Source organism: Streptomyces siamensis (genome assembly GCF_039543605.1).
GTDB classification, from domain to species: Bacteria; Actinomycetota; Actinomycetes; order Streptomycetales; family Streptomycetaceae; genus Streptomyces; species Streptomyces siamensis.
The window spans coordinates 102,931-118,534 of record NZ_BAABKB010000008.1; the positions used below are offsets into that span (position 1 = coordinate 102,931).

Here is a 15,604-nt window from a genome sequence, read left to right on the forward strand (position 1 = left end):
CATGCGCCTCGGAGCCGTCGCCCTCGCGTCCGTGTCCCTCCTCGCGATGGCTCCGGGCGGTCCGCCGCTCCTGCCCGAGCGGATGGCGGACACGGGCGGCGGCACCCAGCTGATCACCGCCGAGGCGTCCCGCGCCGACGCCACGTCGGGCACGCTCACCTGGTGGGACCTGCGCGACGGGCACTGGGTGAAGTCCGGCTCGGCGGCGGCCCGCTTCGGCGCGAAGGGGCTGACCGAGGGCGGCTCACGCCACCAGGGCACGAACACCACCCCCACGGGCCTGTACGACCTCCCGTACGCCTTCGGCATCGGGCCCGCGCCCGGCGGGACGCGGGCCTCGTACCGCCGGGTGCACCAGGACTCCTGGTGGTGCCAGGACAACGACTCCCGCTCGTACAACCGCTGGACCGAGCCCCGGCCCGCCGACTGCCGCGCCGCCGAGTCCGAGCACCTGATCGCGTACACGAAGCAGTACGAGCACGCCTTCGTGATCGGCTTCAACTACGCGCGGCCCGTGCGCGGGCGCGGCGCCGGAATCTTCCTGCACGTCAATGGGCGCGGCGCGACCGCCGGTTGTGTGTCCGTGTCCCGGGAGGCGATGCGGCGCGTGCTGGCATGGGCCGATCCGGCGCGCGACCCGCACATCGCGATCGGAACGGCGGACGGCCCCACGGCGATCACCACGTACTAGCCCCGCCCGGCACGGGCACCCGCGGCACGGGCACCCGCGGCACGGGCACCCGCGGCACGGGCCTCCGGGCTCCGGTCGGCACGTCCTCGGCGGTCCGCTGAACACACGGCGGTCGTGGGCCGTATCTCTGGGCCAGGGAGCCACTCCCCTCGCCCCGTCCCCACGGACGCACACGGAGGAACCGTGTCCACGATCGCCGGTGGTCGCGCCGCGCGGCGCCAGACCATGCGCCGAATCCGCCCACGCCGCTCGCCCGCCGTCCCCTTGCTCGTCGCCGTCTGGGCAGGCGCGGCAGGAGTCGTCTGGCTGTGGTGGAACAACACCCCGTCCATCGCGGACGACAACAGCAGGATCCTGAACGCGGGCCGGATCACCGGGCTGCTCGCCGGCTATCTGATGGCACTGGTGGTGCTCCAGATGGCCCGGGTCCCCGCCCTGGAGCGGCGGGTGGGCTCGGACCGGGTCGCCCGCTGGCACGCCATGAGCGGCCGGTACACGATCTGCCTGGTCCTCGCCCACCTCTTCCTGACGATGTGGGGCTACGCCCTGCAGTCCGGCAAGGGGCTCGGCGGGATCGTGCAGCAGACGGTCGACTCCGTCAACCAGCTGCCCGACATGGGCAAGGCGGCCATCGGCACGGGCCTGCTGGTGCTCATCGCGTTCATCTCGATCGGCGGTGTGCGCCGCCTGATCCCGTACGACACCTGGTACCACGTCCACCTGCTGACGTACGCGGCCGTGTTCCTGACGTTCTGGCACCAGCTCTCCACCGGGAACGACTTCGCCGTCGAGCCGACCGCGAAGACCGTCTGGTACGGGCTGTACGGATCGGTGACCGCGCTCGTGGTCTGGTACCGGATCCTCGCGCCGATCCGCCTCAACCTGAAGCACCGGCTGCGGGTCGAGGCGGTGATCGAGGAGACGCCCGGGATCGTGTCGGTGCTGATCAGCGGGCGCAAGCTGCACCGGATGGGCGCGGAGGCGGGACAGTTCTTCCGCTGGCGCTTCCTGGCGCCCGGGATGCGGCTGAGCTCCCACCCGTACTCGCTGTCCGCCGCGCCCCGGCCCACCATGCTGCGGATCACCGTCAAGGCGATCGGCGACCACAGCGAGGCGCTGCGCGACCTGGAGCCCGGCACCCGGGTGTGGGCCGAGGGCCCGTACGGGGCGCTGACGGCGTCCAGGCGCAGCCGCGGCAAGGTGCTCCTGGTGGCGGGCGGCGTCGGCATCACGCCGATGCGGGCGCTGTTCGAGACGCTGCCCGGCGCGTCCGGCGACCTGACGCTCCTGTACCGGGCCAACAGCACGCAGGACCTGGCCCTGTGGGACGAACTGGCCGCCATCGCCAAGGAGCGCGGGGCCCGCCTGATGTACGCGGTGAACAGTCCCGAGGGTGAGCGTCCGGACATCTCGCCGGACAGCCTGCGCCGGAAACTGCCGGACATCGAGCGCCACGACGTGTTCCTGTGCGGGCCGCCCGGCTTCGCACAGCAGGTCTACGAAGCACTGCGCGGGGCGGGCGTTCCCGCCCGCCGCATCCATCACGAGTCGTTCGAGATGTGAGCGACGGGAGTCAGGAGCGATGAAGAAGAGCCACCCCATTCGGCGCGTCGTGCTCGCCACCGCCGCCACCGTGTCCGGGATCGTCCTGCTGCTGTCGCTGAAGCCCGCGTCCGACCCGGCGTCCGCGTCGGCGGCGGGCGGCGCGGCACCGCAGCAGAGCGCCGCGGCCCAGGAATCGCCCCAGGGAGGTGCCTCGAACGCACAGTCCGGCAGCGTCACCGGAGACGTGGTGAAGACGCAGTACGGGCCCGTCCAGGTCTGCATCACCATGAACGGCGGGAAGATCACCAAGGCCGAGGCCGTGCAGGCGCCGAGCGGCGGGACCAGCGACCAGAAGACCGAGCTGGCCGTGCCGAGGCTGAACCGGGCGGCGGTGGCGGCACAGAGCGCGGACATCGACGCGGTCTCCGGAGCCACGTACACCAGCGGCGGCTACAAGCAGTCCCTCCAGTCCGCCCTGGACAAGGCGAAGAGCGCCGGCGGCGGAGCGGCGTCCGCGCCGTCCTCCCCCGCCGGCGGCGGTGCGGCGGCGCAGGCGAGGACCGTCACCGGAGAGGTGGCGAAGACCCAGTACGGACCCGTCCAGGTCCGCATCACCGTGAACGGCGGGAAGATCACCAAGTCGGAGGCCGTGCAGGCCCCGAGCGGCGGACGCAGCAGCGAGGTGACGAACGATGCCGTACCGAAGCTCGACCAGGAGGCCGTCGCCGCGGGCAGCGCGGACATCGACGCCGTCTCCGGAGCCACCTACACCAGCGGCGGCTACAAGGAATCCCTCCAGTCCGCCCTGGACAAGGCCGGTGGCTGAGCCGGCCGCGGCGCCGCCCGCGCTGCGTCACGCCGAGGAGGTCATGGGCACGGTCTTCTCCTTCGACGTACGGGGAGGCGAGCCGCAGGCCGTGCGGACGGCACTGGCGGAGGCGGTCGCCGGACTCCACCGGGTGGACGAGGTGTTCAGCACCTACCGCGACGACAGCCAGATCACCCGGCTGGTACGTGGTGAGCTGAGCGTCGAGGAGTGCGACCCGGAGGTGGCCGAGGTGCTCGGCCTCGGCGCGGAGGCGGAGCGCCTGAGCGACGGCTGGTTCAGCACGACGTACGAGGGACAGCTGGATCCGACGGGGATCGTCAAGGGCTGGGCCACCGAGCGTGCGGCGGAGCGTCTCGTCGCGGCCGGGGCGAGCGGGGTGAGTGTCAACGGCGGCGGTGACGTCCAGCTGTTCGGGGTTCCCGGGCCGCACCGCCCGTGGCGGGTCGGGGTGTCGGACCCGTTGCGGCCCGGGTCGCTCGCCGCGGTGGTCTCCGCGGCCGGCGCCGCCGAGCTGGCCGTGGCCACGTCCGGGACCGCCGAGCGCGGCGCCCACATCGTCGACCCGCGCACCGGCAAGTCCGCCGTCACCGATCTCGTCGCGGTGACCGTGGTGGGCCCCCGGCTCACCTGGGTGGACGCCTGGGCCACGGCGGCGTTCGCGATGGGCTCGCGGCAGGCTCTGGACTGGCTGGAATCGCTCCCCGACATCGAGGCGCTGCTCATCACGGCGGGCGACGAGGTCAGGTGCACCGGCGGTCTCGCCCACCGCCTGGGGTGAGCACAAGAGCCCGCCGGGCCGCGCGGCCCGGCGGCGCGGGGCCGCGGACGGCCCGCGGCCGGGATCACGAACGCGGGAAGCGGAGGGGCGCCCCCGGGCAGGGGGCGCCCCTCCGCCTCTCACGGATCAGTGCCCGTTGCCGTTCTGGGCCAGCCGCAGCAGGTGGTCGGCCAGTGCCTGGCCGCCCGTGGGGTTGCGGCTGATCAGGAGCAGCGTGTCGTCACCGGCGATGGTGCCGAGGATGTCGTGCAGCTCGGCCTGGTCGATCGCCGAGGCCAGGAACTGAGCGGCCCCCGGCGGGGTGCGCAGGACCACGAGGTTCGCGGACGCCTCCGCGGAGATCAGCAGCTCCGCGGAGAGCCGCCGCATCCGCTCCTCCTTCGCCGACTCGCCCAGCGGGGCGCGCGGGGTGCGGAAACCGCCCTCGCTCGGCACCGCGTAGATGAGGTCGCCGTCATTGTTGCGGATCTTCACCGCGTTCAGCTCGTCCAGATCCCGGGAGAGCGTCGCCTGGGTGACGCTCAGTCCGTCGTCGGCGAGGAGTTTCGCCAACTGGCTCTGGGATCGCACCGGTTGCCGGTTGAGGATGTCCACGATCCGGCGGTGGCGTGCGGTGCGGGTCTGCGGCACGGCAGGCCCGACGGGCTCGTGGTCGTGCGCCTGACTCATCGTCGTCGTCCCATTTCTCAGGATCCGTCCCCGTTGGCTGCGTCGAGGACGCCGGGAAGGGCCTGGAGGAACGCCTCCACCTCGTCGTCGCCGAGGTTCAGCGGTGGCATCAGCCGTACGACATCGGGGGCGGGCGCGTTCACCAGGAAACCGGCGTCTTGAGCCGCCTGCTGCACCTGGGGCGCGAGCGGCTCGGTGAGCACGATACCCAGGAGCAGCCCCGCACCCCGGACATGGTCGACCAATGGGTGGCCGAGGGACTCGATCGAGCCGCGCAGCTTCTCGCCCTGCCGCTTCACGTTGTCGAGCAGGCCCTCGCCCGCGATCGTGTCGAGCACGGCGAGCCCGGCGGCGCAGACGACCGGGTTGCCGCCGAAGGTCGTGCCGTGGTGGCCGGGCTTGAGCAGGGCGGCGGCCCGGCCGAAGGCGACGGTGGCGCCCAGGGGCAGCCCGCCGCCGAGGCCCTTGGCGAGCGTGACGACGTCGGGCAGGACGCCCTCGTGGGCCTGGTACTCGAACCAGTGGCCGGTCCGTCCGATGCCGGTCTGCACCTCGTCGAGGACGAGGAGGGCTCCGGTGGCGGCGGTGATGGCGCGGGCGGCCTTGAGGTAGCCGGCGGGCGGCACGACGACGCCGTTCTCGCCCTGGACGGGCTCGATGATCACCAGCGCGGTGTCCTCGGTCACCGCTTCGGCGAGTGCCTGCGCGTCGCCGTACGGGACGTGCGTGACGTCGCCGGGCAGCGGCAGGAACGGCTCCTGCTTGGCCGGCTGCCCGGTGAGCGCGAGGGCGCCCATGGTCCGGCCGTGGAAGCCGCCCGTGGTGGCGACCATGTGGGTGCGGCCGGTGAGCCGGCCGATCTTGAACGCGCCCTCGTTGGCCTCGGCGCCCGAGTTGCAGAAGTAGACCTTGCCGTCGCGGCCGAAGAGCTGGAGGAGCCGTTCGGCGAGGGCGACGGGCGGTTCGGCGATGAACAGGTTGGAGACATGGCCGAGGGAGGCGATCTGCCGGCCGACGGCCTCGACGACCGCGGGGTGGGCGTGGCCGAGTGCGTTGACCGCGATGCCGCCGACGAAGTCGACGTACTGCTTGCCGTCGGCGTCCCAGAGCTTCGCGCCCTCACCGCGCACCAGGGGCAGCCGCGGGGTGCCGTAGTTGTCCATCAGCGCGCCCTGCCACCGCTGGGTGAGTTCGGCGTTCGTCGCGTTGCCGGTCATACGGCGTCCCCCTCTGCGTCGGGCACGACCATCGTGCCGATGCCCTCGTCGGTGAAGATCTCCAGCAGGATCGAGTGCTGGACCCGGCCGTCGATGACGCGGGCCGTGGTGACGCCGTGACGGACGGCGTGCAGACAGCCCTGCATCTTCGGCACCATGCCGCTGGCCAGCTCGGGCAGCAGTTTCTCCAGCTGGGAGGCGGTGAGGCGGCTGATCACCTCGTCGCTGTCGGGCCAGTCCTCGTAGAGACCCTCGACGTCCGTGAGGACCATGAGGGTTTCGGCGCCAAGTGCCGCAGCGAGAGCCGCAGCCGCCGTATCAGCATTGACGTTGTAGACATGTCCGTCGTCCTGGGAGCGGGCGATCGAGGAGACGACCGGGATCCGGCCGTCGGCGAGAAGCGCCTCGATGGCACCGGTGTCGATGTCGGTGATCTCGCCGACCCGTCCGATGTCGACGCGTTCGCCGTCGATCTCGGGCCGGTGCTTGGTGGCGGTGATGGTGTGGGCGTCCTCGCCGGTCAGTCCGACCGCGAGCGGTCCGTGCTGGTTGAGCAGTCCGACGAGCTCGCGCTGCACCTGTCCGGCGAGCACCATCCGTACGACGTCCATGGCGTCCTCGGTGGTGACGCGCAGGCCGGCCTTGAACTCGCTGACGATGCCGTGCCGGTCGAGGGCGGCACTGATCTGCGGGCCGCCGCCGTGCACCACGACGGGCTTGAGGCCCGCGTGCCGCAGGAAGACGACGTCCTGGGCGAAGGCGGCCTTCAGCTCGTCGTCGATCATGGCGTTGCCGCCGAACTTGATGACGACGGTCTTGCCGTGGTGCCGGGTCAGCCAGGGCAGCGCCTCGATGAGGGTCTGCGCCTTGGGCAGGGCGGTGTGCTTCCGGGTCACGTTCGTCATGAGGAGTACGCGCTGTTCTCGTGGACGTAGTCGGCGGTGAGGTCGTTGGTCCAGATCGTGGCGGTCTCGGCGCCCGCGGCGAGGTCGGCGACGATGTGGACCTCGCGGTAGCGCATGTCGACGAGTTCACGGTCCTCGCCCACGCCCCCGTTCTTGCAGACCCAGACACCGTTGATGGCGACGTTCAGCTGCTCGGGTTCGAATGCGGCGGCGGTGGTGCCGATCGCAGACAGCACCCGGCCCCAGTTGGGGTCCTCGCCGTGGATCGCGCACTTGAGGAGGTTGTTGCGGGCGATCGAGCGGCCCACCTCGACGGCGTCGGCCTCGCTCGCCGCGTTGATCACCTCGACCTTGATGTCCTTGCTGGCGCCTTCCGCGTCGCGGATGAGCTGCTGGCCGAGGTCGTCGCAGACGGTGCGGACGGCCTCGGCGAACTCCGCGTGGTCGGGGGTGACGCCGGAGGCGCCGGAGGCGAGCAGCAGCACCGTGTCGTTGGTGGACATGCAGCCGTCGGAGTCGACCCGGTCGAAGGTGACCCGGGTCGCGTCGCGCAGCGCCCGGTCCAGGGCCTGGCTGTCGACGTCCGCGTCCGTGGTGAGGACGACGAGCATGGTGGCGAGTCCGGGGGCGAGCATGCCCGCGCCCTTGGCCATGCCGCCCACGGTCCAGCCGTCCTTCGTCACCACGGACGTCTTGTGGACGGTGTCGGTGGTCTTGATGGCGATGGCGGCCTTCTCGCCGCCGTGCGCGCTGAGCCGGGCGACTGCCTGGTCGACGCCCGGGAGCAGCTTGTCCATGGGCAGCAGGACGCCGATCAGGCCGGTCGAGCACACGGCGACCGTGCCCGCGCCCACCTCGCCGGTGCCCGCGGCCGTGAGGGACTCGGCGACCTTCTCGGCGGTGGCGTGCGTGTCCTGGAAGCCCTTCGGTCCGGTGCACGCGTTGGCGCCCCCGGAGTTGAGGACGACGGCGGTCAGCTCGCCGCCGGTGAGGACCTGCTGCGACCAGAGCACCGGCGCGGCCTTCACGCGGTTCGAGGTGAAGACGCCCGCGGCGGCGCGGCGCGGACCGTCGTTGACCACGAGGGCCAGGTCCGGGTTGCCGTTCTCCTTGATCCCGGCGGCGATGCCCGCCGCCTGGAATCCCTTGGCTGCCGTGACGCTCACGGTGCGACTCCGATCGTGGAAAGCCCTGTGGTCTCGTCGAGACCGAGGGCGATGTTCATGCTCTGGACGGCACCGCCCGCGGTGCCCTTGGTCAGGTTGTCGATGGCGCTGATCGCGATGATGCGGTGCGCGGCGGCGTCGTACGCGACCTGGACCTGAACGGCGTTGGAACCGTAGACGGACGCGGTGGCGGGCCACTGTCCCTCGGGCAGCAGGTGCACGAACGGCTCGTCGGCGAACGCCTTCTCGTACGCGGTGCGCACGGACTCGGCGGTGACGCCGTCCCGCGCCTTGGCGCTGCACGTGGCGAGGATGCCGCGGGGCATCGGCGCCAGGGTGGGCGTGAAGGAGACGGTGACCGGCTCGCCCGCCGCCCCGCCGAGGTTCTGGATCATCTCGGGGGTGTGCCGGTGGACGCCGCCGACGCCGTACGGCGACATGGAGCCCATGACCTCGCTGCCGAGGAGGTGCGCCTTGGGTGCCTTGCCGGCACCGGACGTGCCGGACGCGGCGACGATCACGGCCTCGGGCTCGGCGAGCCCGGCCGCGTATGCCGGGAAGAGCGCGAGCGTGGCGGCCGTGGGGTAGCAACCGGGCACCGCGATGCGCTTGGACCCCTCCAGCGCAGCGCGGGCACCCGGCAGTTCGGGGAGGCCGTAGGGCCAGGTCCCGGCGTGCGCGGAGCCGTAGAACCGTTCCCAGTCGGCCGGGTCCTTCAGCCGGAAGTCGGCACCCATGTCGACCACGAGGACGTCCGGGCCGAGCCGCTCGGCGACGGCGGCGGACTGTCCGTGCGGGAGGGCGAGGAACACGACGTCGTGACCGGCGAGCACCTCGGTCGTGGTCTCCTGCAGCACGCGGTCCGCGAGCGGCAGCAGATGCGGCTGGAGCGCGCCCAGACGCTGGCCCGCGTTGGAGTTGCCGGTCAGGGCGCCGATCTCGATGCCGGGGTGCACGAGGAGCAGGCGCAGCAGCTCTCCGCCCGCGTACCCGCTCGCTCCCGCGACTGCCGCTCGTACCGTCATGGAACCCTCCTCTTGGATGGCATGACTATACGTTTCGATGCACGTTTATGCAATCCACCGCATGAATACGCGGAGCGCTATTCATGCCCATGACAATCATCGAGCCCTGAAGTCCGCCGACGCACCCGGGCAGGGCACGGGGGCAGCTCGGACGACGGGACGGGGCGCGCGGGCGCCGCCGCCCCGTCGACGGCGACGGATCAGGAACGCGAGTCGTCGGCTCCCGCCGCGCGGGCCGCCTGCTCCGCCTTCTTCTCCTTGATCCGGGCGGCCTCCTTGCGGACATCCGCCTGCGTGGCGCGCTCGCGCCGCAACCACTCCGGGTCCTGTGCCTTCAGCGCCTCGATCTGCTCGGTGGTGAGCGCCTCGGTGACCCCGCCCCGGGCAAGACCGGCGATGGAGACGCCCAGCCTGGACGCGACCACGGGCCGCGGGTGCGGGCCGTCACGGCGCAGGTCCCGCAGCCACTGCGGAGGGTCGGCCTGCAGCGCATTCAGCTCGGCACGCGAGACGACACCCTCCCGGAACTCGGCGGGGGTGGCCTCGAGGTACACACCCAGCTTCTTGGCCGCGGTGGCGGGCTTCATCGTCTGGGTGGTCTGGTGCGACGTCATGCGTCAAGGGTAACGAGCGTGCGAGGCACCGCCGACCAGGACCTCTGCCCGCCGCCGCGACCCTCACGACCGGTAACCTGACGAGGTGACTGGCTCCGAAGCACCCCCCTCGTTCCGGCTCGCCTACGTTCCGGGGGTCACACCCACCAAGTGGGTGCGGATCTGGAACGAGCGGCTTCCCGACATCCCCCTGACCCTGGTCGCGGTGACCGCCGCCGAGGCGTTCGGGCTGCTGCGCGGCGGGGGCGCCGACGCGGGCTTCGTCCGCCTGCCGGTCGACCGGACCGATCTCAGCGCGATCCCCCTCTACACCGAGACCACGGTGGTCGTGGTCCCCAAGGACCACGTCGTGGCGGCCGTCGACGAGGTCACCACGGAGGATCTCGCCGACGACATCGTGCTGCACCCCCTGGACGACACCCTCGAATGGGAGCGCCTGCCGGGGAAGCCCGCCTTCGAGCGGCCGGCCACCACGGCGGACGCCGTCGAGCTGGTGGCGGCGGGCATCGGCGTCCTCGTCGTGCCGCAGTCGCTCGCCCGTCTCCACCACCGCAAGGACCTCACCTACCGGCCCGTCACGGACGCGCCGGAGTCGCGCGTCGCCCTGTCCTGGCCCGCGGACGAGACCACCGACATGGTGGAGGACTTCATCGGGATCGTCCGCGGCCGCACCGTGAACAGCTCGCGCGGCCGCACTCCGGCCGCCGCCCGGCCGAAGGCCGAGCCCGCCGCCAAGACGTCGCCCAAGCGGTCCGGCACCGGTGGCGGCTCGCGGCAGAAGTCCACGGGCGGCACGTCGGGCGGGCAGGGCCGGCGCGGCGGCGGTGCGAAGGGCGGGGCCGGTGGCGCGAAGGGCGGGGCACGGCGGGGCAAGCCGCGCCGCCGCTCCTGACCCGGGCGGTCTCGGCGAGGGGTGGTGCCGAGCACGCGCCCGCCCGTCCCGAAGCCTTGCGGCCGGCCCGTCGGAGGTGATCACCGATGGCGCTTGACCTGGAGCGCGCTCCAGGTTCTACGGTCTTGTCATGACCAGCGGACAGCCCCTCCCGGGCGGCCAGGAGCCGACGCTCACGATCGCAGAGGTCGTGGAGCGCACCGGCCTCTCGCACGACACGCTGCGGTACTACGAGAAGGCCGGCCTCATCAAACGGGTCGGCCGGACCTCGGGGAACCAGCGGCGCTACGCGGCGGCCGACCTGGCCTGGCTGGACTTCCTGATCCGGCTGCGCGGGACGGGCATGTCGATCGCGGACATGCAGCGGTTCGCCGAGCTGCGCTCGCGGGGCGGGACCACCGTCCCCGACCGGCTGGTGATGCTCCGCGCGCACCGCGCCGACCTCGCGGACCGGATGCGCGCGCTGAGCCGCAACGCGGCCGCCCTCGACGACAAGATCGACCACTACGAACGGCTGCTCGAGCAGCCGGGAACGGACGACGAGACATGAACGACGCCACCACCCGCGAAGAGCGTTTCGAGCACGGCATGGGCGTCCTGAAGCGGGTCGACGGCGAGGTCGGGCAGCGGGTCGTCGACTCGCTCTCCGACATCAGCCCCGAACTCGGCCACCAGATCGTCGCGTGGGCCTTCGGCGACATCTACGACCGGCCCGGGCTCGTCGCGCGCGACCGCCAGTTGGTGACGATCGGCATGCTCACCGCCCTCGGCGGCTGCGAGCCCCAGCTCGAAGTGCACGTCAACGCCTCGCTGAACGTGGGGCTTTCGCCCGAGCAGATCGTCGAGGCGATGCTGCACTCGGTGGTGTACTGCGGAATACCGAAGGCGCTGAACGCGACGCTGGTCGCGAAGAAGGTGTTCGCCGAGCGTGGGCTGCTGCCCGTCGGGCAGCAGCCCACGCCGACCGCCGCTACCTCTGCCTGATCCGCAGGAAGGTGACGGAGTTCGCCGGGAAGGTGTACGTGAACCTGTCGGCGACCCCTTCGAGGGTCGACGTCACCGGAGCGACCGGCGTGGCCGTCTCCGAGTTCACCGCCTCGGGCCCGGCCGCGAGAGTGGTCACCCGGGCCTCGGGGGCGACCTTCGCACCACCGAGGTCGATGGCCGTACGGGCCGCCGCCGCCTGGGCGTTGACCACCTTGACGACGACGTCGCCGCTCTTCGCGTCCCGCGTGACGACCTGGCGGAACGGCTCGGCGGGCTTGTCGTCGGTGAAGCTCCCCCACTCCTGGCCGTCCAGGTAGAGGGTCACCTGGCGTCCGCGGATCTTGATGTCGACGTCGTAGGCGCGGCCCGTCTCGATCGAGCCGGGCTTGGAGATCAGCGACGACTTGCCGCCGTCCACGGCCTGTTCGACCGCGGAGGTGGTGTTGTTCCAGCCGCCCAGGTTCCACCAGTAGTAGTTCCCGGTGTCCTTGACGCCGAAGGCGACGAGGAAGCCCTCCTTTCCTGACTTCTTGATGGCCTTCACGTGCAGGTCGTAGTCGTGCCAGGCCGGGTCGCCCGCCGTGACCATGGTGTTCTCGGCGGCCACGTCGGTCTGCACGTACTGCCCGTCCTGCACGCTCCAGCTGCCGCCGCCCGTGTGGGTCCACTGCGAGGCGTCGCCGCCGAAGTCGTCGCCGAGCAGCGTGCCGCCGTCGGCTCCGGTGACCGACACGTCGTCGTACGCCGCCGTGGTCGCCCAGGTCGACAGGCCGACGGCGCCCGAGAGGGGTCCGTTCAGCGTGGGTGTGCCGGTGGCGGTCGACGGTACGACGCGGTCGCCGACGTTGTTCATGAAGAGCTTCTGCACCTCGTAGTCGGCCGAACCCCAGGAGGCGTGGTTGTTGAACCAGATCATGTCCGGACGCCACTGCACGTAGTCCTCGTTTGCGAGCAGCGGGGCGTACGAGGCGAGCTTCACGACGTCCGCGTTGCGCTCCAGGCCGGTCATGTACGCGGCTTCGGAGAGGGCGTTCTTGAAGGTGTTGCCGCCGGAGGCGTACTCGCCGAGGAAGACCTTGGGGCCGTTCCTGTCGTAGGAGTCGTAGCGGTCGTTGTTCTGCAGGAACCACTGCGGGCTGTTGTAGTAGTGCTCGTCGACCATGTCGACGTTCGCGTCCCTGTTGAGCTGCCAGGCCGTGTCGAAGGTGCTTCCGGAGTCGTCGGGGCCGGCGTTCGAGATCACCGTGACGTCGGGGTACGCGGCCTCGACGGCGGTGCGGAACTTCTCGAAGCGGGTGAAGAACTCGCGGGGCAGGTTCTCCTCGTTGCCCACTTCCAGGTGGGTGAGGTGGAAGGGCCGGGGGTGGCCCATGCGGGCGCGTCGCGCGCCCCACTCGCTCGTCACCGGCCCGTTGGCGAACTCGATGAGGTCCAAGGTGTCCTGGATGTGCCGCTGGAGCAGGGTGTCGTCGTCGACGGCCTTGTTCTGGCCGCAGCCGGTGACGAGTGCGGGCACCACGGGCAGCGGCATCGCGCCGACGTCCTCGGCGAACTGGAAGTACTCGTAGTAGCCGAGCCCGTAACTCTGGTTGTATCCCCAGAAGTTGGCGTTGGTGGCGCGCTGCTCGACCGGGCCGACGGTGTCCTTCCACTGGTACGCGCGCTTGCGCTGGTAGCCGGACGCCTCGTCGTACCCCTGCATGCTGCCGGTGTTGACGAGGCAGCCGCCCGGGAAGCGCACGAAGCCCGGATGGAGGGCGGCGATCTTCTCGGCGAGATCCTTGCGCAGACCGTGCCCCTTGTAGGTGTCGCGGGGCAGCAGCGAGATCATGTCCAGCGCGACGGCGCCCTCGGCGGCGACGGCGAGGCGGCCGGTGCTGGTGGTGCGGTCGGGTGTGAATCGCGCCCGGTACCGGGCCCAGCCGCCGCGCACCGTGAGCCGGCGGGCCTCGGCGAGCGTGCCCTCGGCGTCCCGCAACGTCACGGTGAGGGGCGTGCTCGCGTCGGCGCGGGCCCACACCGAGAAGTCGTACGCCTTGCCGCTCTCGACCCTGATGCCGGTGTTGTAGCCCGCGTTGGTGACGGACGAGCCGCCGTCCAGGGCGAGGTAGGTGCGGTTGCGGGCGTCGAGGCGTCCGTCGTCGCTGACGGCGCGGGCGGTACCGGAGACGGTCCACGAGGTGAGTGGCGTGTAGGAGGAGTTGTCGGCGGTGCTGTACTCGAACGACCGGTTCTGCACGAGCTCGGGGTAGAGGCCGCCGTCCGCGGCGCGGTTGATGTCCTCGAAGAAGACGCCGTACATGGTGTCGTCGATCTTCGCGTCGGACCGCTCGGGGTGCACGGTGATCGCGTAGTCGGTGACGTCGTCCGCGTCGGCTCGCGCCGGTCCCGGGACGACGGTGGAGGCCACCAGGAGGGCGGTGGCGGTGAGTCCGAGTCTCCAGCGGGTGCGGGTGGATGACATGAATACTCCGCGGCTCTGTGGTGTGGAGTTGTTCGAAATGTCGGACATCGATCAGCACTTCGAACGGCAAGATAGGGAGGGGGCAGGAGCGCGTCAATGGGTCGCGCGGCGTCGCACGGGACGGAGAGCGGGACACCATGGGCGAGTTCTGGCCAGTGCCGGATGTGCTCTCGTACCTGGCCGGGAGCTGGCGGGTGAGGCGCACCGTGCGCGACCTCGCGAGCGGCGCGGAGGGGCACTTCACCGGTACGACGGTTTTCGGACCACCGGAGGGTGCGGAACACGCGGGACTGCTGCACCACGAGTCGGGCACGTTCACCTGGCAGGGCGTCGCCCGGCCCGCCGAGCGGACGCTGCGGTTCCTGCCGGGGGCAATCCCGGCTGCCGCCCTCGTACAGTTCTCCGACGGCCGCCCCTTCCACGACCTGGATCTGACGACCGGCCGGCACACCGCCGACCATCCCTGCTCCGCCGACCTCTACCGGGGCGAGTTCTCGGTGTTCGCGTCGGACCGCTGGCGCACGGTGTGGCGGGTCGGGGGGCCGGCCAAGGACCTGGTTCTGACCACGGACTATGCGCGAGGGGACTGACCGCCCAACAGAGGGGAGTGACCGCCCAAAAGCGGTGTGCCGGGGTGCCGGGGTGCGACGAACGGACCGGGTCGGCGCACGCACGTGAACGCCGGGGTCCCCTGCCCAGGGGCGGAGTCAGCGCTGCACGCGTTGCTAGGCAGCCTCCAGGCGCATGTTCCAGCGGCGGTTGTTGCCGGTGAGAGTGACGGTCGACAAGGGGCGCACGTCGATGTTCCAGTACGTCGACGGCTGGGCCCTGAGCGCGTAGACGAGGGCGGCGCGCACCACCGACGGCTCGGCCACCGCGACGATACGGCTCCCGTCGTCGACGGGCCGGGTGTCGAGCCATCCGCCGACACGCTGGATGAAGCCCAGCAGGGACTCGCCGCCGTGCGGGGCCGAGCGCGGGTCGGCGAGCCAGGCGTCCACGGCGTCGGGCTCGCGGGCCATCGCCTCACCGAGCGTGAAGCCGCGCCAGCGGCCCATGTCGCAGTCGCGCAGCGCGAGCTGAACGAGGGGCGCGTAGCCGAGGGCGTCGCCGGTTGCCCTGCTGCGGGGGGTCGGTGAGCAGTAGCGCAGCTCGGACGCCGCCAGCGGCACCAGCCCGGCGGCCGAACGCTGCACCTCGTCCCAGCCCGCCTGGTCCAACGGCCTGTCGTCCTCGAAGCGCTCCGCGAGCAGCGAGGAGCTGCGCGCGGCGGCGACGAACGTGACCCGAAGATGCATGGGCAGATCGTGGAACGCGGGACTCCGCAGGTCAAGGGCCGTTACGCAAGGTATACGCGGACTTACCGAAGCATCAGCGCCATCCACTGGTCCGGCCGGTCGAGCGGCGTGAAACCCAGCTTCGCGTAGACACCGTGCGCGTCGTGCGTGGCGAGCAGGACGCGGCGCAGCCCGAGCGGGCCGAGGTGCTCGCGGACCGCTGCGACCAGCGCGGTTCCCAGTCCCCTGCCGCGTGCCGAGGGGGCGACGTAGACGTCGCAGAGCCACGCGAAGGTGGCCTCGTCGGTCACCACCCGGGCGTAGGCGACCTGCTCGCCGGACGCCTCCTCGTACACACCGAAGTTGAGCGATCCCGCGATCGCGCGGTCCTGCTTCTCACGGGGGCGGCCGAGCGCCCAGTACGCGTCCGCGGACAGCCACCGGTGGACACGGTCGACATCGATCCGGGTGGTGTCGGCGGATATCTCGTAGCCCTCGGGGAGGGGGTGCACATCGCTCATGGCGGGGAGGGTCGCAGTGACGGG

At 71.6% G+C, this 15,604-nt stretch carries 17 protein-coding genes; 8 read left to right on the forward strand and 9 right to left on the reverse strand.

Annotated features, from left to right (window positions below):
* Position 1 precedes the first annotated feature (1 nt).
* The 4 genes from ABEB03_RS14575 (at position 2) to ABEB03_RS14590 (ending at position 3,843) form a co-directional block, all read left to right on the forward strand.
* Positions 2–691 (forward strand): L,D-transpeptidase family protein, encoded by a 690-nt coding sequence (locus tag ABEB03_RS14575; protein WP_345647556.1) that lies wholly within the window; start codon positions 2–4, stop codon positions 689–691.
* A 225-nt stretch (positions 692–916) separates the two neighbouring features.
* Positions 917–2,254, forward strand: a complete 1,338-nt coding sequence (locus ABEB03_RS14580; protein ID WP_345648293.1) for a ferredoxin reductase family protein — start codon at positions 917–919, stop codon at positions 2,252–2,254.
* Positions 2,255–2,273: 19 nt separating this feature from the next.
* Positions 2,274–3,062, forward strand: coding sequence for an FMN-binding protein (locus tag ABEB03_RS14585; RefSeq protein WP_345647559.1), 789 nt, complete (start codon positions 2,274–2,276; stop codon positions 3,060–3,062).
* Positions 3,055–3,843, forward strand: coding sequence for an FAD:protein FMN transferase (locus ABEB03_RS14590; RefSeq protein ID WP_345647562.1), 789 nt, complete (start codon positions 3,055–3,057; stop codon positions 3,841–3,843). The genes ABEB03_RS14585 and ABEB03_RS14590 overlap by 8 nt, the downstream gene beginning before the upstream one ends.
* 126 nt (positions 3,844–3,969) lie before the next feature.
* Here the strand turns inward: ABEB03_RS14590 and ABEB03_RS14595 are convergent, their stop codons facing one another.
* The 6 genes from ABEB03_RS14595 to ABEB03_RS14620 all read right to left on the reverse strand — a co-directional run bounded on the left by ABEB03_RS14595 (position 3,970) and on the right by ABEB03_RS14620 (position 9,439).
* A complete protein-coding gene (locus ABEB03_RS14595) occupies positions 3,970–4,512 on the reverse strand; it encodes an arginine repressor (protein ID WP_095933109.1) in 543 nt (180 codons plus the stop codon).
* Positions 4,513–4,529: 17 nt separating this feature from the next.
* Complete coding sequence (locus tag ABEB03_RS14600) at positions 4,530–5,729, reverse strand: acetylornithine transaminase (protein ID WP_345647566.1); 1,200 nt, start codon at positions 5,727–5,729, stop codon at positions 4,530–4,532.
* Entirely contained in the window at positions 5,726–6,634 is a 909-nt protein-coding gene (argB, locus tag ABEB03_RS14605) for an acetylglutamate kinase (protein ID WP_345647569.1), read from the reverse strand. Before argB ends, ABEB03_RS14600 begins: the two co-directional genes overlap by 4 nt.
* Positions 6,631–7,800 (reverse strand): bifunctional glutamate N-acetyltransferase/amino-acid acetyltransferase ArgJ, encoded by a 1,170-nt coding sequence (argJ, locus tag ABEB03_RS14610; RefSeq protein ID WP_345647572.1) that lies wholly within the window; start codon positions 7,798–7,800, stop codon positions 6,631–6,633. Before argJ ends, argB begins: the two co-directional genes overlap by 4 nt.
* Positions 7,797–8,825, reverse strand: coding sequence for an N-acetyl-gamma-glutamyl-phosphate reductase (argC, locus tag ABEB03_RS14615; RefSeq protein ID WP_345647575.1), 1,029 nt, complete (start codon positions 8,823–8,825; stop codon positions 7,797–7,799). The genes argJ and argC overlap by 4 nt, the downstream gene beginning before the upstream one ends.
* A gap of 200 nt (positions 8,826–9,025) precedes the next feature.
* On the reverse strand, positions 9,026–9,439 hold the full coding sequence (locus tag ABEB03_RS14620) for a DUF5997 family protein (protein WP_345647578.1): 414 nt from the start codon (positions 9,437–9,439) through the stop codon (positions 9,026–9,028).
* An 85-nt stretch (positions 9,440–9,524) separates the two neighbouring features.
* On the opposite strand from ABEB03_RS14620, the gene ABEB03_RS14625 reads away from it, so the two are divergent.
* From ABEB03_RS14625 to ABEB03_RS14635, 3 genes are all read left to right on the forward strand, one after another.
* Positions 9,525–10,331: a LysR family transcriptional regulator substrate-binding protein gene (locus ABEB03_RS14625; RefSeq protein WP_345647581.1), complete on the forward strand. Its 807-nt coding sequence runs from the start codon at positions 9,525–9,527 to the stop codon at positions 10,329–10,331.
* Positions 10,332–10,461: 130 nt separating this feature from the next.
* The gene (locus ABEB03_RS14630) at positions 10,462–10,881 is read left to right on the forward strand and encodes a MerR family transcriptional regulator (protein WP_345647584.1); all 420 of its coding nucleotides are present in this window, start codon (positions 10,462–10,464) and stop codon (positions 10,879–10,881) included.
* Positions 10,878–11,315 (forward strand): carboxymuconolactone decarboxylase family protein, encoded by a 438-nt coding sequence (locus ABEB03_RS14635; protein WP_345647587.1) that lies wholly within the window; start codon positions 10,878–10,880, stop codon positions 11,313–11,315. Before ABEB03_RS14630 ends, ABEB03_RS14635 begins: the two co-directional genes overlap by 4 nt.
* On the opposite strand, the gene ABEB03_RS14640 is transcribed toward ABEB03_RS14635, so the two are convergent.
* Positions 11,302–13,782: an alpha-L-arabinofuranosidase C-terminal domain-containing protein gene (locus tag ABEB03_RS14640; RefSeq protein WP_345647590.1), complete on the reverse strand. Its 2,481-nt coding sequence runs from the start codon at positions 13,780–13,782 to the stop codon at positions 11,302–11,304. The genes ABEB03_RS14635 and ABEB03_RS14640 overlap by 14 nt on opposite strands.
* A gap of 137 nt (positions 13,783–13,919) precedes the next feature.
* Between ABEB03_RS14640 and ABEB03_RS14645 the strand changes: the two genes are divergently transcribed.
* Positions 13,920–14,372 carry a DUF6314 family protein gene (locus tag ABEB03_RS14645; RefSeq protein ID WP_345647593.1) on the forward strand — a complete coding sequence of 151 codons (453 nt, stop codon included), beginning with the start codon at positions 13,920–13,922 and terminating at the stop codon, positions 14,370–14,372.
* A gap of 135 nt (positions 14,373–14,507) precedes the next feature.
* Here the strand turns inward: ABEB03_RS14645 and ABEB03_RS14650 are convergent, their stop codons facing one another.
* Together ABEB03_RS14650 and ABEB03_RS14655 are read right to left on the reverse strand one after the other, a co-directional pair.
* Positions 14,508–15,080: a histidine phosphatase family protein gene (locus ABEB03_RS14650; protein WP_345647596.1), complete on the reverse strand. Its 573-nt coding sequence runs from the start codon at positions 15,078–15,080 to the stop codon at positions 14,508–14,510.
* A gap of 62 nt (positions 15,081–15,142) precedes the next feature.
* Complete coding sequence (locus tag ABEB03_RS14655) at positions 15,143–15,580, reverse strand: GNAT family N-acetyltransferase (protein ID WP_345647599.1); 438 nt, start codon at positions 15,578–15,580, stop codon at positions 15,143–15,145.
* Between the last annotated feature and the right edge of the window lie 24 nt (positions 15,581–15,604).